General features: G+C 64.2%; 20 protein-coding genes and 1 pseudogene. 11 read left to right on the top strand and 10 right to left on the bottom strand.

What is annotated here, in order from left to right; translation table 11 throughout:
• Nucleotides 1-316: 316 nt before the first annotated feature.
• The 3 genes from FV242_RS26950 to FV242_RS26940 all read right to left on the bottom strand — a co-directional run bounded on the left by FV242_RS26950 (nucleotide 317) and on the right by FV242_RS26940 (nucleotide 2,193).
• Nucleotides 317-1,102 (bottom strand): hypothetical protein, encoded by a 786-nt coding sequence (locus FV242_RS26950; protein ID WP_147941075.1) that lies wholly within the window; start codon nucleotides 1,100-1,102, stop codon nucleotides 317-319.
• Nucleotides 1,103-1,281: 179 nt separating this feature from the next.
• A complete protein-coding gene (locus tag FV242_RS26945) occupies nucleotides 1,282-1,731 on the bottom strand; it encodes an abscisic acid-deficient protein Aba4 family protein (RefSeq protein WP_147941074.1) in 450 nt (149 codons plus the stop codon).
• A gap of 276 nt (nucleotides 1,732-2,007) precedes the next feature.
• Nucleotides 2,008-2,193 carry a hypothetical protein gene (locus FV242_RS26940; protein WP_147941073.1) on the bottom strand — a complete coding sequence of 62 codons (186 nt, stop codon included), beginning with the start codon at nucleotides 2,191-2,193 and terminating at the stop codon, nucleotides 2,008-2,010.
• Between the two features lie 250 nt (nucleotides 2,194-2,443).
• Between FV242_RS26940 and FV242_RS26935 the strand changes: the two genes are divergently transcribed.
• Nucleotides 2,444-3,082 (top strand): TetR/AcrR family transcriptional regulator, encoded by a 639-nt coding sequence (locus FV242_RS26935; RefSeq protein ID WP_187278582.1) that lies wholly within the window; start codon nucleotides 2,444-2,446, stop codon nucleotides 3,080-3,082.
• A gap of 118 nt (nucleotides 3,083-3,200) precedes the next feature.
• Here FV242_RS26935 and FV242_RS26930 read toward each other — a convergent pair whose 3' ends face one another.
• On the bottom strand, nucleotides 3,201-3,668 hold the full coding sequence (locus FV242_RS26930; RefSeq protein WP_147941071.1) for a MarR family winged helix-turn-helix transcriptional regulator: 468 nt from the start codon (nucleotides 3,666-3,668) through the stop codon (nucleotides 3,201-3,203).
• A 276-nt stretch (nucleotides 3,669-3,944) separates the two neighbouring features.
• Between FV242_RS26930 and FV242_RS26925 the strand changes: the two genes are divergently transcribed.
• Together FV242_RS26925 and FV242_RS26920 are read left to right on the top strand one after the other, a co-directional pair.
• Nucleotides 3,945-4,859 carry an MBL fold metallo-hydrolase gene (locus tag FV242_RS26925; RefSeq protein ID WP_147941070.1) on the top strand — a complete coding sequence of 305 codons (915 nt, stop codon included), beginning with the start codon at nucleotides 3,945-3,947 and terminating at the stop codon, nucleotides 4,857-4,859.
• Nucleotides 4,852-6,507 carry an FAD-dependent monooxygenase gene (locus FV242_RS26920; RefSeq protein WP_147941069.1) on the top strand — a complete coding sequence of 552 codons (1,656 nt, stop codon included), beginning with the start codon at nucleotides 4,852-4,854 and terminating at the stop codon, nucleotides 6,505-6,507. The genes FV242_RS26925 and FV242_RS26920 overlap by 8 nt, the downstream gene beginning before the upstream one ends.
• Nucleotides 6,508-6,831: 324 nt before the next feature.
• Here FV242_RS26920 and FV242_RS26915 read toward each other — a convergent pair whose 3' ends face one another.
• From FV242_RS26915 to FV242_RS26890, 6 genes are all read right to left on the bottom strand, one after another.
• Nucleotides 6,832-7,686 carry an NAD(P)H-binding protein gene (locus FV242_RS26915; RefSeq protein WP_147941068.1) on the bottom strand — a complete coding sequence of 285 codons (855 nt, stop codon included), beginning with the start codon at nucleotides 7,684-7,686 and terminating at the stop codon, nucleotides 6,832-6,834.
• Nucleotides 7,687-7,746: 60 nt separating this feature from the next.
• Nucleotides 7,747-8,286, bottom strand: a complete 540-nt coding sequence (locus tag FV242_RS26910) for a TetR/AcrR family transcriptional regulator (RefSeq protein WP_147941067.1) — start codon at nucleotides 8,284-8,286, stop codon at nucleotides 7,747-7,749.
• A 33-nt stretch (nucleotides 8,287-8,319) separates the two neighbouring features.
• Complete coding sequence (locus FV242_RS26905; protein WP_147941066.1) at nucleotides 8,320-8,784, bottom strand: DUF3237 domain-containing protein; 465 nt, start codon at nucleotides 8,782-8,784, stop codon at nucleotides 8,320-8,322.
• Nucleotides 8,785-8,794: 10 nt separating this feature from the next.
• Entirely contained in the window at nucleotides 8,795-9,262 is a 468-nt protein-coding gene (locus tag FV242_RS26900; protein WP_147941065.1) for a nuclear transport factor 2 family protein, read from the bottom strand.
• Nucleotides 9,259-10,398, bottom strand: a complete 1,140-nt coding sequence (locus FV242_RS26895) for an NAD(P)/FAD-dependent oxidoreductase (RefSeq protein WP_187278580.1) — start codon at nucleotides 10,396-10,398, stop codon at nucleotides 9,259-9,261. Before FV242_RS26895 ends, FV242_RS26900 begins: the two co-directional genes overlap by 4 nt.
• Nucleotides 10,399-10,706: 308 nt before the next feature.
• Entirely contained in the window at nucleotides 10,707-11,711 is a 1,005-nt protein-coding gene (locus FV242_RS26890) for an oxidoreductase (protein WP_246692900.1), read from the bottom strand.
• Between FV242_RS26890 and FV242_RS26885 the strand changes: the two genes are divergently transcribed.
• From FV242_RS26885 to FV242_RS26850, 8 genes and pseudogenes are all read left to right on the top strand, one after another.
• Complete coding sequence (locus FV242_RS26885) at nucleotides 11,706-12,113, top strand: helix-turn-helix domain-containing protein (RefSeq protein ID WP_246692899.1); 408 nt, start codon at nucleotides 11,706-11,708, stop codon at nucleotides 12,111-12,113. The genes FV242_RS26890 and FV242_RS26885 overlap by 6 nt on opposite strands.
• A gap of 197 nt (nucleotides 12,114-12,310) precedes the next feature.
• Nucleotides 12,311-12,682 carry a hypothetical protein gene (locus tag FV242_RS26880; protein WP_147941062.1) on the top strand — a complete coding sequence of 124 codons (372 nt, stop codon included), beginning with the start codon at nucleotides 12,311-12,313 and terminating at the stop codon, nucleotides 12,680-12,682.
• 294 nt (nucleotides 12,683-12,976) lie between these two features.
• Nucleotides 12,977-13,434, top strand: a pseudogene (locus FV242_RS26875) (integrase core domain-containing protein); the annotation flags it as partial.
• 231 nt (nucleotides 13,435-13,665) lie between these two features.
• Nucleotides 13,666-14,652, top strand: a complete 987-nt coding sequence (locus tag FV242_RS26870; RefSeq protein ID WP_187278579.1) for an amidohydrolase family protein — start codon at nucleotides 13,666-13,668, stop codon at nucleotides 14,650-14,652.
• Between the two features lie 87 nt (nucleotides 14,653-14,739).
• The gene (locus tag FV242_RS26865; RefSeq protein WP_210248966.1) at nucleotides 14,740-15,249 is read left to right on the top strand and encodes a carboxymuconolactone decarboxylase family protein; all 510 of its coding nucleotides are present in this window, start codon (nucleotides 14,740-14,742) and stop codon (nucleotides 15,247-15,249) included.
• Nucleotides 15,250-15,259: 10 nt separating this feature from the next.
• The gene (locus FV242_RS26860) at nucleotides 15,260-15,856 is read left to right on the top strand and encodes a carboxymuconolactone decarboxylase family protein (RefSeq protein ID WP_147941059.1); all 597 of its coding nucleotides are present in this window, start codon (nucleotides 15,260-15,262) and stop codon (nucleotides 15,854-15,856) included.
• A 23-nt stretch (nucleotides 15,857-15,879) separates the two neighbouring features.
• Nucleotides 15,880-16,881, top strand: a complete 1,002-nt coding sequence (locus FV242_RS26855) for a hypothetical protein (RefSeq protein WP_147941058.1) — start codon at nucleotides 15,880-15,882, stop codon at nucleotides 16,879-16,881.
• A 41-nt stretch (nucleotides 16,882-16,922) separates the two neighbouring features.
• On the top strand, nucleotides 16,923-17,666 hold the full coding sequence (locus tag FV242_RS26850; protein ID WP_187278578.1) for an alpha/beta fold hydrolase: 744 nt from the start codon (nucleotides 16,923-16,925) through the stop codon (nucleotides 17,664-17,666).
• Nucleotides 17,667-17,986 lie beyond the last annotated feature (320 nt).

Below are 17,986 nucleotides of genomic sequence, written 5' to 3'. Positions count from 1 at the left end.
ACGCTCGCGCAGATCCACCGACAGGGCTGAAGGCATGGCGATCCTCCATCACAAGCCCATCCAGTGAATCACACGCCAGCCAGATCGCCTACCCCGCGCGATTCAACCCGCCAGGGCACGGCTCTAGAGGTTTGTCGACCGCGTTCATGGTGCTGACTTCCTTTATGTTTGTTTATGATCTTCAACGGGACGCCCCCATTGGCCTTCTGACGAAGCGCAGTTCGGCTTCGCTAGGTAGCAAAGAGATCGAAGGTGCCCGCCCACGGTATCCCGGGGCATGCGTCGCGCAGGTGGGGCTACCGTGGGGCTACTGCGATCAAGCGAGTATTGCGAAGTAGCTGGGCAGCGGTCGACCCGCCACGGTCCTCCGGAACAGCACGAGCGTGAGCCATGTCCAGCCGGCGGCGACGATGCCAGTGAAAACCAGTGTAACCGTTGGCGGAAGCAGCCACGATCCCGCCAACGCGATGGCAGGCACGGCCTGCATGATGTGGGTCCCGAAGAAATGGGCAGGCCGAAGGTCTGCGGCATTCACTGTCCACCCCGTCAACCACATGGTCCTTCGTGTCGAGGGTGGGGGGGCCGCGTAGCGGCTATTGTGGGAGCCCATCCAGAGCGTGATCAGCAGCGTCAGCCCGGAACCCACGATAAACGCGACAGGCACGGCCAGTCGGACGGCGGGCGGCCACGCCAAAGGAGGCGATAGCGCCGCCGCGATCCCGACCACGACGGCCGGCGAGAGCACCAAGATCGCACCGATCCCCAACACGGCATAGATCGCAGCCTCGAGCCGCGTGTCCTTGTTAAAGTGGGAGCGCCGCTGCCGCCCCGCCTGCACGGAAATGTAGCCCACCTCGATAACGGCCGCCCCGACGGACAGCCACGCGACCGTGAGCAGAACGATACCGTCCCCGAGGAAACCAGCGACCACCGCGAAGGTGGCGAAGTGCAGGGCAAGTGAGATGCCGAACTTGGCCGGCTTGTTCCAGACGTTCTCGCTGGCCAGTCGACGCGGGTCGACGCACCGTGCCACGAGGGCGACGGGCGTCAAGGCGGCGAACCCGGCGGCGGCATACCAGTACAGGTGCGCGGGATCTACCATCGGTCCTCCTCTATGACCCGAACTGCGCAGGGAGCCTTTCGGCGGCACTCTGGGGCAGCGAGCCGTTGCGTGATCGAATGATCGAATGGCACCGGTGACCGCTGCGTCCGCCCGGTCTGGATCGGGGGTTAGGCACTGTCCCTTGCGAGGCGCAGGCACCGGCGGTCGGACCCGGACGATCATGTGGCGAGCCCCAATCGCGGGGCGACGAGGAAGCGCAGAGCTAGGAACGCGACGAGGCCGACTGGGCCTATGAAGAACGTCAGCAGGAGACATGGCAGGATTAGGAGCGGCGACATGTCCGCATCGAGCCCGGCGTTCGCGATCCAAGTGCCTGCGAACAGGTCGAACGCGATGTAGTGCAACCAGCCGGCCGCGAGCGCGGCGTCGTCGGTGAAGAGTCGTCGGACGGCTGCGATCGAGCCGAAGCCGCCGCCGGTACGGGCGCGTAACCCCTGGGCGAGGAAAACGGCGTAGGCCAGTCCTACGAGGGCAGGCACGACGAGTGCCGTCCCGGCCCAGATAGGCGCCCGGAGATTGTCGGGCACGAAAAGGCTCACCGCCAGACCGAACCAGGACACCGCCGCAACGCCGCCGCAGATCGAAAAGGCGCGATCGGGACTTAGCATCCTTCCACCTCTGGTCGTTCAGGTGATTTACTGCCAACCATCGCCGTAGGCCGGTATTTCAGGATCAAGGTCCCACAGACGCCGATAGGCGGAATGGAAAACGCCGAAGCCTGAACCACTCACCTCGTACGCGTACTATTAGATAGAACGCGTATGAGCAGAGGCAAGCCCTGAAGTTCTCGCACCTGATCGCGAAGCCGGTTGACGCTCCGGAAATCACCTGCCGAACTGGTTGTTTCGCCTCAGCGAGGCGGATCATGCCGCAAGCCGACGCGGTCACAGGATCATCAACGGCGGCGGCGACGGAACGCGCGCTGGCAGGGTCGACGTCGCGTCGATCGGCGGCTCGCTACCGGTTTGGTAGACGCGACCCAGCGATCCGAATGTCACCACGTCGCGATGGTCTCGAATGTCAGTTGCGCCAACCTCATGCCTGTTTCCGGCCGTGGTCGGAATGATCATTGACACGCGGGGTCGTGGCGGACGGAGCGGCCGCGCGCCTCCGCTGCGCGGTACCGGTCGATCCGCCGCTCGCCGTGCGCAAGCTCGGTTGACTTGAGGGGCGCCTGATGTCGTGCGTCGTTGAGGAGACGCGGAGACGCGCGCGATACGACCGTCAAGGCTGCGGCGCGACGGCGACGGCATCCATCCCGCCGCACCCGCTATGCTGTAGGGTCCGTGCCGGCTTCGGCGTACAAGAGGATCAAGGATGGTGCCAGCGTCGATATCCAGTCCTCAGTTCCGCCGCGAGCGGCAGCGCGCGGCGTTCCGCGAGGACGTGCTCGCCGAGGCGCGTGCGATCCTCGCGGAAGAGGGACCGGATGGGCTGAGCATGCGCAAGCTGGCGCATCGCCTGGGCTGCGCGCCGATGAGCTTGTACGCGTACTTTCGCGACAAGCACGACCTCCTGACAGCACTGGCGCATCAGGGCTTCGCTATCCTAGCCGAGCGCCTCGCGGCCGAGCCCGCGGAGGAACCGCTTGCCGCCCTGCGCGCGGTATTCCTGACCTACGCGCGGCTCGGGTTGGAGCGGCCGGACGATTACCAGGTGCTGTTCATGACGCGTGAGACGCAGCCGGTGCGCGAGTTCGAAGGGCCGGAGGAGATCGCCCAAGCGAGCCCGGCCTTCGCCATCGGCCTGGATCGCGCTCAAGCTTGCGTGACGGCGGGGATGCTAGAGGGCGATGCGCACGCCATCACGACGCTGCTATGGACCGCGGTGCATGGGGCGGTCGCGGCGGTTCTCACTTTCCCGGCGTTCCCGTTCGGCGACCGCGACGCATACGTCGCCCGGGTCGTGGACTGGACAATCGATGGGCTGCGAGCCGCGAGGGTTGCGCCGCTTGCGTAGCAGGGGCGGCATCGTATGTCGCGATCTCGATCGTCCCTGGACCCTGTCTCGGCTAGGCTTGCGGTGCGTTCCCCCGCGAGGACGATCGGCAGGGCACGTTCGCCATGATCCAGAGATACTACCTTGAGCGTCGCAAAGCCAAGCTCCGCAGTATCGTCCCGAGATCGTTGGCAACGGCTTCGGCCGGGCCGAAGAACGTCGTGTGCGCCTCCTCAATCAAGGGCAGCGCCTGACGAAGTGCGGTTTCGCCGGACGCGGTGAGAGCGATCCGCTTAGTGCGTCCGTTCGCTGGGTTCCGGTCGCGGGAGATCTGTCCCTTCCGCTGGAGGATCGAGAGCACCTGGCTCACCTGCATCGGGTGCATCTCTACGAACTCGACCAAGTCGCTCTGGGTCGTGGGTTCGTTATGCCGAGTGAGCCAGCCGAGCGCGATCATGAGAGCGAACTGGAGATGGGTGAGACCGCAGACCTGGAGCTGATCGTCGACGAAGCGCTGCCAAGCATGCGTCACGCGCCAGAGCAGGAAGCCGAGGCTGTCATCGGGCACTTTGAGCTGGCTGTCGGTGAATAGGTCGAGGAGCGGCATGGACCCACCCTACCGTGATTGACGCCCGAGGGAACCAAGCGTTATCAATATGTTTATGGTTGAGTGACGCGTTAGGGCCGGCCGGGGCGATAAGCGTTTGTCCGGTCGCGATCGGACGGGTCGAACAGATCGCAGGCGTTGGTCGCGGTTTCAGTGCCACCGCAGCCCTTTAAACAGTTGAGGCGCTCGACTGACGCGGACACCATCAGTTGCAGACACGACCCCACTGTAAACATATTTAAGATATAAGGATCATATGCACATGGTGCGAGCCCAATGAGTCCGGTCCCGATCACGTCCGGGCTCGCACGCATCGCCCTCGGGGTCGTGAACGCCTACTGCGTGTCCGAGCCGGGTGGACGCTGGTTCCTCGTCGACACAGGGTTTCCGGGCCAAGCCCAGCAGCTCCGCCGAGCCCTCAGTGAACTCGACCTGAGGTCCCGTCCGGAACACATCCTCCTCACGCACGCGCACTTCGATCACGCCGGCAGCGCACGCACGCTGGCACGCGCCTGGGGCGTACCGGTCTACGTCCATCCGCTGGACATCGCCTACACCCGAGGCCGAGACTATCCCAAGTTAGACCCGACGGTCGGTGGCGCGCTGGCCATGGTCACGCGCCTGCACCGCGGCCCGAGTGCGGCGCAGGTGGGCGAAGCCGCGACGCCGCTGCCGGAGGACGGGATCGTCCCGGGCTTCGCGGGGTGGCGATGGTTGCACACGCCCGGGCATACGCCTGGCCACGTTTCACTCTGGCGCGAGGGCGACCGGACCTTGATCGCAGGTGACGCATGCGTGACGACCGATAGCGACTCGTTCACGGCGCTCGTCACCCGGACGCAACGCGTCTGTCGACCCGGGGCGCCGACAACCTATGATTGGGGCGCGGCCTTGAAATCGGTCGAGGTGTTGGCTTCGCTCCACCCCCGGTGCCTCGCCTGCGGCCACGGTGAGCCGATCGTCGGCCCCGCTGCGGTGCAGGGTCTGGAGCGGCTTGCACGCACCTTCCAGGCGCCGGGATGCGGCCGCTACGTCGCGGAGCCGGTCCAGTTCGGGCCGGACGGACCGACGCGGATCCCCAAGCAGGTTCCCGATCCCCTTCCCCGCCAGCTCGGCTTGGCCGCGCTCGGGGGCATCGCCGCCCTGATCGGCTGGCGAACCATTCGCAAGGCCGGAGGGCAACATGATTGAAGCACAGATCGACTGCGCGGTCCTGATCGTCGGCGGGGGACCGACCGGTCTCACGCTCGCTAACGAGCTCCATCGCTGGGACGTGCCGTTCCGCATCGTCGACAAGAAGGCGGGGCCGGAGCGGTACTCCAAGGCCGCCAATCTGTGGCCTCGATCCCAGGAGGTCTTCGCTGCCATCGGCGTGCTGGAGCGACTCCTGGAGCGGAGCGCGCCGCTTCATACCTTCTCGCTGCACGGCTACGGCAAACTCCTCGGCCACATCCCGATGGATCGCCGACCTAGCCCCTACGGGACGCCGGTCTTCATCGGTCAGAACAAGATCGAGCAGGTTCTCGCCGGCCGTCTCGACGAGGTGGGCGCTTCCGTCGAGCGCGAGGTCACGGTGGTCGAAATTACGGATCGCGGCGACCACGGCGAGGCGGTACTGGAGCGCGCCGGCGGGGGGCGGGAGACGGTGCGCGCGCGCTGGTTGGTGAGCTGCGAAGGCGGCGCGAGCCTCGCGCGCAAGGCTGCGGGGCTCGACTTCGAACCCGAGCGGCTCAAGAACCGCTTCATCCGCCAGATCGACGCCCGGTTGCGCTGGAGCCGGCCATCGCGCCGCGGTCACGCATCGTTCTTCCTCAAGCGCGACGGCTACATGGGCATTCTACCGCTACCAGGCGGGCATCATCGAATGTTCGTCCTCAGCGACGACGCGGATGCGCCCGCCGAGCGCGATCCGACCTTGGAGGAGATGCAAGAGATCCTGCGCGAGGTCGCCGACGACCCGGCGGCCGAGCTTTCTGATCCCGTCTGGTTCAGCCACGGACACTTCAACCATGGCGTAGCGCCGGGCTTTCGGCGAAACCGCATTCTGCTCGCCGGCGACGCTGCGCACATGACGCTCCCGATCTACGGGCAGGGCATGAACACGGGCATGCAGGACGTGTTCAACCTGGGCTGGAAACTCGCCTACGTACACCGCGGTTGGGCGCCCGAGGCGCTGCTCGACAGTTACGACGCCGAGCGACGGCCGGTGCGCGAGGGGTTGAACGCCGAGCAGACCCGTGTCTTCCACGCCATCGCTGAGCCGAACTGGTTACGGCGGCAAGTCATCCACCGGTTCGGAGCTGCGGCTCTGTTCAAAGGGCCGGCACAATATTTCGTGCGACGCTCGTCTCAGCTGGACGTTGCCTACAAAGGTAGTCCGCTCAACCACGACGGCGTGCGGGGCAGAAGCGGTATGAAGGCGGGGGAGCGTGCGCCCGATGCCGTCATAGTCAAGGCCGAGGGATTGCGTCCCGCCTCACTGTTCGAAGCGATCTACGGCGAGCGATGGACGCTGCTCCTTTTCGACGGTGGACGAGACGACACCGGACACGCGATTACGAGCGCAGGGGATGTGCTGGCGTCCTGGCCACAGGTGGCGCTGCGGCCGGTGCTGGCCGCGCCGCGTGCGGGTGGGAACGTGGTCCCGCCAGGAAGCCTCCTCGACATCGACCGCTTCGCGCATCAGGCCTACGGGCTGGAGTACCCGACGCTCGTGCTGATCCGACCGGACGGCTACGTCGCGTTTCGTGGTGCGGCCACGGAGGGAGCACGGCTCGGTGACTACCTTCGCCAGCATCTCACGAGTGTCCGCTTCCGAGAAACGCAGTCTGCCGCGTAAGCGGCTGGCTCGGGCGCATTACCGCCAGAACAGCAGCAAAACGAATGACTGCTTTTAGGCATTACGCAGGTCTCTGTAAACAGCAATTTCAGATAGATAGTCGCTATTTGCATAATTTATAAAAATATTCTGATTGCCGATATGCCAGTTAATAGAATTAATGTCGGAATTGTTTGGATTAATAACTGTTATTTTGGGCGCGAATAAACAGAAATACATATCTTCGTCAAACGGCGCAGATTGGCTGCGAATAGAACAATCATTTCGAGAGGGCTCGTTTCACCAGCAGATGCGCACCTGCCGCTACTTTGCTCCAAGGTTCTACTAAACCGCCAGCACGGCACTCAACGCGTTCGGGGCGCTGCCAAGCAGTGTCGCGAGGGTCGCATCGGTCTCGGCAAATTCGCCGGCTCGCGCGGCGCGGTACATGCCCAGCGTGATCTCGATCACCGCCGCCGGCACCCCATCCGCTTGCATCCCGGCTGCGAACGCCTCGTCGGCAACGACCTGGCGCCGGATCGGCCGGCCGTGAAGGACTGACAGCATGGAGGCGACGTCCGCCAGGTCGAGCGCCTCCGATCCGGTGAGCGGCTGGGTCGGCCCGTCGAAGCGACCCGGCTTGGCCAATACGACCGCGGCCGCGGCGGCGAGGTCATCGTGCGTGGTCCATGCGACCTTCCCGTCCACCGGCGCCCTCAGCACCCCGGTAGTTACCGCATCTCCCAACATCGCCGGCACCGTCTCAGCGTAGAAGCCGTTTCGCAGTGAGGTCCAGGCGATCCCCGCGTCCCTCAGCAAGGCCTCGGTCCGGGCGTGGGCATGCATCGGCCGGAACTGTGACGTCGAGCTTGCACCCATGTGGCTCGTGTACACGACGCGACGCGCGCCAGCGGCCTTCGCGGCCTCGATGGCCGCCCGGTGCTGGGTCACGGGGTCCTGGCCGATCCGCTCTGCGTTGGAGGAGACGATCAGGACCTGCGTCGCGTCGGCGAAGGCAGTCCGCAGCGTATCAGTCTTGGCGAAATCGCCATGACGTACACTGACACCGGCTCGAGCGAGCGCGTCCGCTTTCCCGGGGGCGCGCGTCGTGGCCGCGATCCGGTCCGGTGACATGCGCCGGAGCAGTTGCTCCACGATCCGGCGGCCAAGTTGACCGGTGGCTCCCGTGACGACGATCATGTCAGGTCTCCGGTGAGAATTTCGGCGATGCAGGGAGCGAGCTTTCAGAACGAACCGACGTCAAGCACCGAGCTTCCGGTCAGCCAGCAGCCCGCGCGCGAGCAGAGCGAAGCGCCGCTCGAAGACACGTTCGAAATCGGCCTCGTCGTCGAGCTTCCAGTGCGAGGCTAACATGCGGCACGCGACGAGGACGTCCTCGGGTGTGAGGTCGAGGTGGAGCACGCCACGCCGCTGTGCGGTCGTGAGCGGGCCGGCCAGAACCGAGGCCATTCGGCTCTGGTTCTTGGCGGCATCGTAGTCCGGCATGTCGACCAGGCTGGCGAGGAACTTGTCGTAGACCCGCATCATCTCGGCCGTGCGGCGGATGAAGGCGAGCGGGTCGTCGCCGGCCGCGACGGCCGCAGCGAGGTGATCCAGGTCACGCTCCAGAACGGCCTCGTACATAGCCTGCCGATCCGGGAAGTTGCGGTACAGCGTCGGTCGTGTGACGCCGGCACGAGCGGCGATCAGCTCCATGGGCACGTCGCCACCTTCCGCGCGCATTATCTCGCTGGCGGCGGCGACCAGCCGCTCGCGGTTCCGTTCAGCATCCTTGCGCATGAGGCGTCGTCCAATGTCATCGCCAAGCCCTGCTCAAGCCAACCGGTAGATGCGGTGCTCGAAGCCGGGCCTGTCTTCCCCGGCCGGGCAAAGGCGTGCCTCGCCGACGAAGAGGCAACGGTTCACCCAGGCGTAGCGCGGATCGCCGCACTCCAACTCCCAGCAGGTCCGGATGCGCTGGTCCTCGAACTGGGTCGGCTCGTCATGCTCCATGGCGGAGCGCATCCGCTCGCTGGGTTCGCCGATGCCGCGATACCGCGCGCACAGGATCGCCCCGTCGTCAGTGAGGAGCTGGATGCGCACGTCCATGCGCAGGACCCCGTCCGGATCGACCAGCATCCAGTCGGCGCCCGCTCCGAGCGTCCGACCCGACAGGCGTGGGCCATGTACGAGCCCTTGCTCCATCTCGTAGTAGTGCCGCAGGCCGAACGGGCATTGCCCGACCACATGCGGTCCGAGGACGGCGGTGGTATAGTTGAACGCGTGCTCCAGGCGCATGTCGGTCACCTTACCGCCGCAGCAACGTTCGGGGATCACCCTCGAACCAGACGTTCACGATCCGCAGGCGGTTGATCGCCCACCTGTCCTCGTGCCATTCGAGATCGGCCACGTATCGGTTCATCATGCGGAACCGGGCACCGGGCTCGTCACGGATGACATGGACGGCTTCGACCAGGGCGGACAGGCTGGCCCGGTCACCGGCGATTGCGGCACGTGGGTTGGTGACGGCATGGCTGGTGATCTGCCGCGCCGCGATACCGGCAAGAAATCCAACGATGGCCGCCCGGTCCCGCAGCACGCCGAACTCCAGGCCGAGGCTTCGGCCGCAGGGCTCGAAATCGATCTCCGCATCCGCCGTGAACGCCGATGCGAGCAAACCCTCGTCGCCCCTGTCCGCGCCCTCGGCGAACCGGAGCAGAGCGTCGGTCATCGCAAGCCGATCGTTGGCAGATTTTGCCACCGCCTCGGCATTCATGCCGCGTCCCCCAGATCGATGCCGTAGGCGTTCCGACCGACCTTGAGGCAGGCGCGGATCTCCTCGGAAGTCCGGGCCTGCATGCTGCTCTCGAAACCGGCGACAGCGTCCGCGACGTCCTGGCCAGGTTCGGCGACGAGTGCGTCGGCGAGGTCGAGCGCGTCGAGCAGGGCCAGGTTGACACCCTTGCCCGTGAACGGCGGCATCGTGTGCGAGGCGTCCCCGAGCATCGTCAGCCCCGGCCGGGTGTCCCAGCGATGGTCGGGCGGCATGGCGGAGGTCGGCCAATGCTGGAAGTGATCGTCGACCTCCGTCAGCATGTCCAGCACCTCGGGTGACCAGTCACAATAGGCCTCACGGACCGCCCTCATCACCGCGTCAACGTCCGACAGGTCGAAGCCGGCACACCGGGGCCAGTCCTGCGGCACGGCCATCGAGTAGTAGAGCAGGATCACGTCCCGCGCACAGCGTTGCACGAAGATGGTCTTCTCGCCGCCAGCGAACATCACCGAGCCTTCGCCGAGTACGTCCGAAAGGTGCGATCCGCGCCTGAGCTCGGGCCGGATATAGGCAGCCACCATGGTGATGCCGGTGTAGATCGGCTCCACGTCCGTGAGCGCCGCCCGCACGCAGGAGCCGCTGCCGTCTGCGCCGATGACGAGGTCAGCCACGACCGGTTCCTGGCCGGCGATCCGCATCAGCCAACGCCCGTCCCGATGACGGTCGAGCCCCTCAATGCGGTGATCCCAGGCGACCATTCCGTCGGGCAACGCCTCGATCAGCATCGCGCGCAGGTCGCCGCGGTCGATCTCGGGCCCGGCGTCCTCATGCGTCTCCTGGCCTTCGCCGGGCATCTCCTGCCCGTCGGCGCCGATCATCCGAAAGGCCTTGGCGTCGTCGCGCGAGCGTCGGGCGAACGCGTCGGCGAGGCCGGCCGCCCGGATGGCGCGCTGGCCGCTGTCCGGCCTGAGATCAAGGCTGCCACCCTGGGGCCGTGCGTCGGGCGAGGCGTCGCGCTCGAAGACACGAACGTCGAAACCGCGCTGATGCAGCAACAGCGCGAGGGTCGTGCCGGCGGGCCCGGCACCGACGATGGCCACCGTCCCCCTTTCCTTGAGCTTCTCGCATGTCATCATGTCGGTCCTCCGAACCGGGTCGCCCATCGACACGGACCCGATTAAACGTACAGCAATGTACGTTTAATCGTACGCCGGTGTAAAGGTTCCGAATTGCCCGGCGTCGCGTTGGCTTGCTTCGTCATCGACGCGGCGGCCGGGTCGCGCTCGCACGCCGTGCCGCCTATAGCCATGGAAGCTGGCAGGCCCGAAGGCGGACCTTCCTGCGTAGGCGTAGGTGCAGTGGCGCCTTCGACGTCCGCTTCCTTGGGGACGAGTGAACCGAATCACGAGGCGGTATGGGATCGGGAGCGGTCGCCACGAACCCCCTAAGGGATCGGATAAACGACGCCACTGATCCGCTCCAGCTCGCTCCAAAGCCGGCGTGCGGCGACGGCGTCATGCGCGAACGGGGCGGTCTCGGCCTCGACCGCGGGGCCGCGCAACCGAAACAGGCCGCCGGGACCGTAGTAGGCACCCGGCTTGGCGTCCGGCGCCGTGGCCGCGCGCAGTGTCGGCTCGGCGCCCGCGGCGGCGCTCTGCAGCATTGGGCCCATCGTCCAGGTGATCAACTTCATGGGACGTGAGGTGTCGGCCGAGAGGTTGGTTCGCGATGCGCCAGGGTGGCACGTGACAGCCAGCAACCGGTCGCCCGTCCGGCGCTGGAGCTCACGCGTGAACAGAATGTTGGCGAGCTTGGTCTTGCTGTAGGCGCGGACCGGACGGTAGGCGCGCTCAGACTCCAGATCCTCGATCGGCGTCGGTCCGCCCTGCGTGTGGGCGTAGGACGAGACGGTCACGACGCGCGGCGCTCCCGCTTCCAGGATGCGGGGCATGAGCAACCCGGTCAGCACGAAGGGTCCGAGCACGTTGGTGGCGAACTGGAGCTCGTGCCCGTCGGGGCTGACGCGCCGCTCGGGCAGCGCCATCACGCCGGCGTTGTTGACGAGCAGGTCGATCGGGCGTGCGTCGGTGAGCTCGGCCTCCACGAATGCCCGCACCGAGGCGAGCCGTGCGAGGTCGAGGACACCGGTCCTGACGCGGGCGGACGGAAGCGCGGCGCGGATGCGCTCGGTGGCGACGTTCGCCTTGCCCGTGTCACGCGAGGCTATCGTCACCTCGGCGCCGGCGCGCGCGAGTTCAAGCGCCGTATGCCAGCCGATGCCGCTGTTCGCACCGGTCACAATTGCGCGCTTGCCCGTCTGATCCGGGATGTCGTCGGTGGTCCAAGGATTGCTCATGGCAGCGACAATGGCCATCATTGTTGCTTTCGGCAACGAGGTACCCCTTGGTAACAAAGCGGCGCAGAGGTAACTAAGGTCATGGCCGTGCAAGACAGAAACGAACCCGACGATCCCTGCTCCGCCCTGACCCCGGACGCGCAGGCGCTGGTGCGCGAGGTGCTCGCGCGCCTCGTCGACAAGTGGGGGCTGTGGGTGCTGAGCGAGCTATCCGAGAACGGCCCGCTGCGCTTCTCGCGGCTGCTGGAACGCGTCCGTGGGGTCAGCCAGAAGTCGCTCACGGCGACTCTGCGCCAACTCGAACGCGACGGCTTGGTCACCCGGACGATGGTCGTTCAGGTGCCGATCCGGGTCGACTACGCCGTGACCCCGCTCGGCCGGTCCCTCGTCGAGCAGGTCCAGCCGCTCTGGTTGTGGGCCATCGCACGCTTGCCCGAGTTCGTCGCCGCGCGCGCTGCCTACGATGCGAATGTAAACAGGCGGCAAGTGCCGTAAACGGGACAGCTGCTTAAGGCCAGCTTCGCCGAGTTTCGGACGCCACCCAATGTCTGCTCACGGGCAGGTTTTTGAGCTTGTCGAGCGACCGGGTTGGGTTGAAAGCAGACTAACCGTCGAACTTAATCATCGGCGGTGTACGGGACCGTGCAGGCAGGGGTGGAGGAGACAATCTCGTCCTGAGGTAGGCTCACGCCATGCCAAGCCTGACCTACCAACCGTTGTCCGAGGACGTTCTCGCCGGAGGTCGCCTGCACCATCTGGCCCTTCTCACGAGCCGGCGCACGGCCCTCATCCTGCTCGTCTATGGTGTCATCGTGTTCGGGGCCTTCGCCCTGGTAGGCGCGCCAGCCGACGTGGCGTTCGTGTTCGCGATCGACGCAAGCCTGTTCCTGATCGTGATGCTGGCGCTGCGGCATCTCGTGGTCCCGTGGCTGGTCGTGCGGCGGCAGTTCCGGGAGCAGCGCAGCCTCCGCCAGCCTTACACCATCACATGGTCCGAGCGCGGCTATGCAGCCTGCAGCGAAACGATTTCCTCCGACCTGCCGTGGGATCACTACGTCCAATGACGCGAGGATGCCCGCGTTATCCTCCTCTACCAGTCGGCAGGGTCGTACCAGTTCGTGCCCAAACACGTCCTGCCCTCGGATGCACAGGAGTTCATCTGCTCTCGGCTGCGGGCAGTTGGTGTTCGGCAGGCACGTCGGTTCTTCGCTTAGGAGCGGCCGCGCCTGACAGAAACTGCAGCGACGCCTCCAACTGGGGTTCCGCTCAGCACAAGTGGCGTTCGTATCATCGCCGGACCGGCTGCTGACGCATCGATATGTCAACGCCTGGGCCAGCCCCCTTCGATCTGATGTCGACACAAGCGTTGGTCGATGGACTTCGTCTCCAACGCGCTCTTCGACGGCCGCCAGTTGCGTGCTCTTACGGTCGTCGAAGCCTTCACGCGTGAGGCTCTGGCGATCGAGGTCGATCAAGGCATCAAGGGCAAGCAGGTCGTAGCTGTCGTCGTTCGCTTGGCACGCCTCCGTGAGCATCGCATGCAATTTAGGTCAATAACGGGCCTGAGTTCGTCTCGAAGGCGCTCGACTGCTGGGCCTACGAGAGCGGCGCCACGCTGGATTTCTCGCGGCTTGGCAAGCCGACCGACAACGCGCTGGTGGAGTCATTCAGTGGCCGCCTGCGCGATGAGTGCCTGAACGCAAACTGGTTCTTGTCGTTGGCCGACGCGAGGAGCAAGATCGAGACGCGGTGGCGGCAGTACAACGAGAGCCGTCCTTACACAGCCCTTGGGTGGCTGACGCCCCAGGAATTCGCCTTGGCAGCGGCCCAGCTGGCCGCCCAAATGAGACCCGGAGGCTCACCTTTCGGCCGGACCAAGATCCAGGGGACCCTCATCACTACCGAGACCTTGCATAGGCTACAGACCACAAACTGGGTCAACTCCAGATCCACCGTGCACTAATTTTAAATTTAGACCGCCCGTAGATGCCGATTACTTGATCGCGACACACCTGCTCCGTTTCAACTCGACCGCATGAGTAAACCGATGGCAACAACACCTTCAGGCTCCCTTGCCAATACTAATTCTGATAAAAGCAATGCAGCGCGCTACATCGACGTGCATGCCCATGTCTTCCCAGATTTCTACGAAGCGGCACTAAAGAGAGCTGGGATAAACGACGTGGACGGCTGGACGTATCCCAAGTGGAGTCCTGAAGCTATGTTCAAGGCCATGGACGACCACAAGATAGAAGCACAACTTCTATCCGTGTCGTCACCCGGGATCTCTTTCGCGGAAGGCGACGATGCGAAGCAGCTGGCACGGCGCCTCAACGAATATATGGCCGGCCTCGTCAAAGAACATTCGCCACGGCTCGGTTCAATGGCGATTTTGCCGCTTCCGGATGTCGAAGCATCTCTGGCGGAAATCGAATATGCCTTCGACACGCTCGACATGGATGGTGTCGGGATTATCAGCAATTATAACGGCGTCTACCTGGCGGACGCCAAGATCGCGCCCGTTCTCGAAGAGCTTAACCGTCGCAAGGCAGTGGCCTTCGTGCATCCGACCATCCCGCCCGGATGGAGATCATTCGCGGTCGATATACCGGCTCCGGTTATGGAGTATATTTTCGACAGCACGCGTATGGCGCAGCAGCTTGTCTCGTCAGGAGCAAAGGCGAAGTTCCCGGATATCGCGATCATTGTCTGTCATGGTGGCGGCACCTTGCCCATCAGTCATCAGCGACTCGTTAAGTATTGGATGGATGGCAAAAACCAGCTCTTCGACACCTTTTATTACGAGCTTACGGCGACGACTGAACATGAGCAACTCGCGGCATTGCTGGCGATGACCGCTCCCGATCGGTGCATGATGGGCTTCGACTTCCCGTTCATGAAGCCGGATTGGTTCGATCCGCTGCAGGGAAAGCTCGAGTCTTACGGTTTCACGCCCGAGGAGTTGAAAGGCGTTATCAGGAACAATGCTCTCCGGCTCTTTCCCAAGTTAGAGCGGCGCATCCGCGAGAGTTAGCACTCATCCAACGAACGAGGACCCACCATGTCAGCTGATCCCGCTTTTGGATCGTTTGGGCGCTTCAAGGAAACGCCGGTCGATCAGATGCCTTCGGATATGAAGGACGCCTACGACTTCACGATGAAGCTGCGCGGGCTCGTGCCCGGGCCTCACAAGATCTGGCTGGCGAACCCGACGCTCTCGAAGACCATCGTGCCGACAGGCTATTATTACCAGAAGGAATCTTCGTTGACCAAGGCGGAGATCGAGATCACCACAAATCTCATCAACGCCCGCTGGCGAGCGGCCTACTCGAACTATGAGCATGAAAAGATCGCCGAGAAGGATGGGCACCTCCCAGCCGGGCAGGTCGAGGCGCTGATCGCGGGCCTGCCCACCTCGTTCGACGATGCCCGCCAGCAGATCGTGTACGAACTCGCCTCGACGCTCGCGGCCCAGCGGGTCGTCCCGACCGGCATGTTCCAGCGCGCCGAGAGCCTGATCGGCGACAAGGGCATCGTCGACGTCACCGTGCTCATGGGCTGGTTCACCATGGTTTCGCTGACGCTGATGGCATTCGATGTTCCCTCGAACGCCGTCGGCCTACGCCAGTAGGAGGTCTTACATGTCGCAGACGCAGCATGGACTTGGTGGACGCCTGCCTCTCCTCAAGCCAGACGCACTCTCCCCGGCCCAGAAGAACACGTACGACACGATCGATACGACCATGGTGCCTTGGGCCGAAAAGTCAGGTTTTCAGGCCAAGAATGAAGACGGAACTCTGATCGGGCCGTTCAACGGTATCCTGCTCAGCCCGGCGATCACCGACGCCTTCCTCGCGCTCCAAGCGGCGGAACAGGAACACACGACCCTGACGGCGCGGGTTCGCCAGATCGTGATCCTGACGGTGGGTGCGGTGTGGCAATGCGACTACGAGCGGTACGCGCATGAGGCGGTAGCGCGGAAAGCCGGATTGCCGGACGAAGCAATTCGCTCGCTTTCGAAAGGGATACCCGCGGGTGGTTTGGCATTCGAGGAAGAACTAGCTCAACAATTTACGCGGCAGGTCACGGTGGAGCGGCAAGTCGAAGATAATCTCTACGTTCGGACCGAGGCGATCTTCGGAGCTCAGGGCATCGTTGACCTACTTTATCTTGCGGGTTGCTATGATACGATTTCGTCTCTGCTGAACACTTTTAGGGTTCCAGCGCCAGCAAGATAATTCCCTGTCGCAGGAGAAGTTCGATGTCTCCCAATAAGGCTCCTCAGGCGCGCCTCACCACGGTCGCCACGTTCCCAAAGAAATATTTTCTTGAGAACCTTGCGGTGAGGTCCGACAACTCCGTCCTGATAACGGCGATGAACCACCATGAATTGTGGTTTGTGCCTCCCTTCCAGGGAGGAGATCCCGTGGAAGCGAAATGCATCCACACCTTCGAGCATCCTGTAACCGGGATCGTCGAGGTGGATCAAGACATATTCTATCTGCTCGTGGGAGAACTGTACACGACCCACGAGGCCTATCTCTATAGCCTCGATTTACGGGGCTGGACCACGGAGTCACCGGTCCAGCCGAAGGAGGTCTGCCCGTTTCCCAAGGAGACGCGGGGTCCGAACGGCTGCTGCCTGGTGGGTCCAAGAACCATGCTCGTTGCGGACTGCTTCGCCAGCCTGATCTGGCGTGTCGACTTGAAGGACGACGATGCGGCGCCGGGTTTCAGCGTCTGGCTCGAACACGACAGCATGGGCTATTTCCCCGGCGACATGAAGCCCGAGCAACCCGGCGTCAACGGCGTCCGCTACGCGCAGAAGAGCGGGTACGTCTACTATACCGCAACTGCCAAGAAGCTGCTCATGCGCGTGGCGATCGATCCCGACACGCTCGATGCGAAGGGCGGACCGGAACTGGTCGTCGCCGGTCGGATGGGAGACGACTTCTGCATCGATGAGGAAGCCGAGGTGATCTACTTGGCGACGCATCGACAGAACACGATCGACGTGATCTCGATGAACGCCGGCTACAACAGCGGCTTCACCCAGTCTGTCGCCGGCGATCCGTTCACGGAGGAACTGATCGGTCCGTCGGGCGGCGCCTGGGCGCGCAGCGAGGGCGATTACGGACGACGCGCCTTTTTCATTATGGACGGCGGCACCGCCTCGCCGCTGCCCGACGGGCCACATCCCGCCAAACTGCTTCAGGTCGAGTTCCAGCCGCTCGGTGGCGCGTTTCCGGGAGTCACGAAGTGACGTTGCCACGTCGCACTGGCACGATCACCCGGCGCGATGACGTGGCGATCGAAACCTTCATCGACGGCGCCGGGCCGCCCTTCGTGATCCTGTCGTCGTACGGCCGGGATGGAGGCACGGACTATGACGACATCACCGGCCGCCTCGTCGAGGTAGGATGGCAGGTGCTGCGGCCCCAGCCGAGAGGCGTAGCAGGATCAACCGGCCCTATGCGAGAGCTGACACTGCACGACTTGGCCGACGATGTCGCCATGTGTCTGCGCGCGCTTGCCGAAGAGCCGGTGGTCATACTCGGCCACGCCTTCGGCAACGTGCTCGCCCGCGTCGTCACCACTGATCATCCCGAACTCGTGCGGGCGGTGGTGCTGGCCGCCGCGGAAGGCTCGGAAGTGCCGCCGGAAATCGGCAAAGCACCAAGTATCGTAAGCAATCCGTCCGAGCCGGAGGCCGAGCGTCTGGCCACGCTGCGCAAGGCCTTCTTCGCGCCTGATCACGATCCAAGTGTCTGGCTGAACGGATGGTATCACGACACTTACCTGATGCAGCACGAGGCCGTGAAGGCAAGCGGGCTGAAGGATTCGTGGGCCTGCGGGACGGTGCCGCTACTTCAGATCATCGCCGACCATGACCCCTTCATCCCGGCACCCTATTGGAAGGAAATGACCGACCAGTTAGGCGCCCGGGTCACCAAAATTGTTGTTAGCGATGCCTCGCATGCGCTGTTTCCGGAACAGCCGGGGGCCGTTGCTGAAGCCGTGCTAACGTGGGCTCAGCAATGGCGATGACTCACGATCCGTGCATTGCCCATAGAGGTGGCTCGGTATGTCTGAACAGTGAACCGCCCCGGGTTTTCCGCAGGCCATTTGGTTTGGGTCAGGCCGCCAAGGACTGAGCCTCGGCCTGGGCATAATAGCGCGCTTCGGCCTCGGCGGGAGGGATGTTGCCGATGGGTTCGAGTAGCCGGCGGTGGTTGAACTAGTCAGCCCCCATTGAAGTGGTCCGCTCTTTGGTATGGCTTTTAAGCCTGGAGGACGGACGAGATGGCAAATTACCCGAAGCCCGAGGAGATCGTCGCGAAGCTACGTCAGGCGGACGTGCTGATCTC

It is taken from the genome of Methylobacterium sp. WL64, assembly GCF_008039945.1.
Classification (GTDB): Bacteria; Pseudomonadota; Alphaproteobacteria; order Rhizobiales; family Beijerinckiaceae; genus Methylobacterium.
Note: the sequence above shows the minus strand (reverse complement) of the source record. Positions and strands in the feature narration are given on the sequence as shown.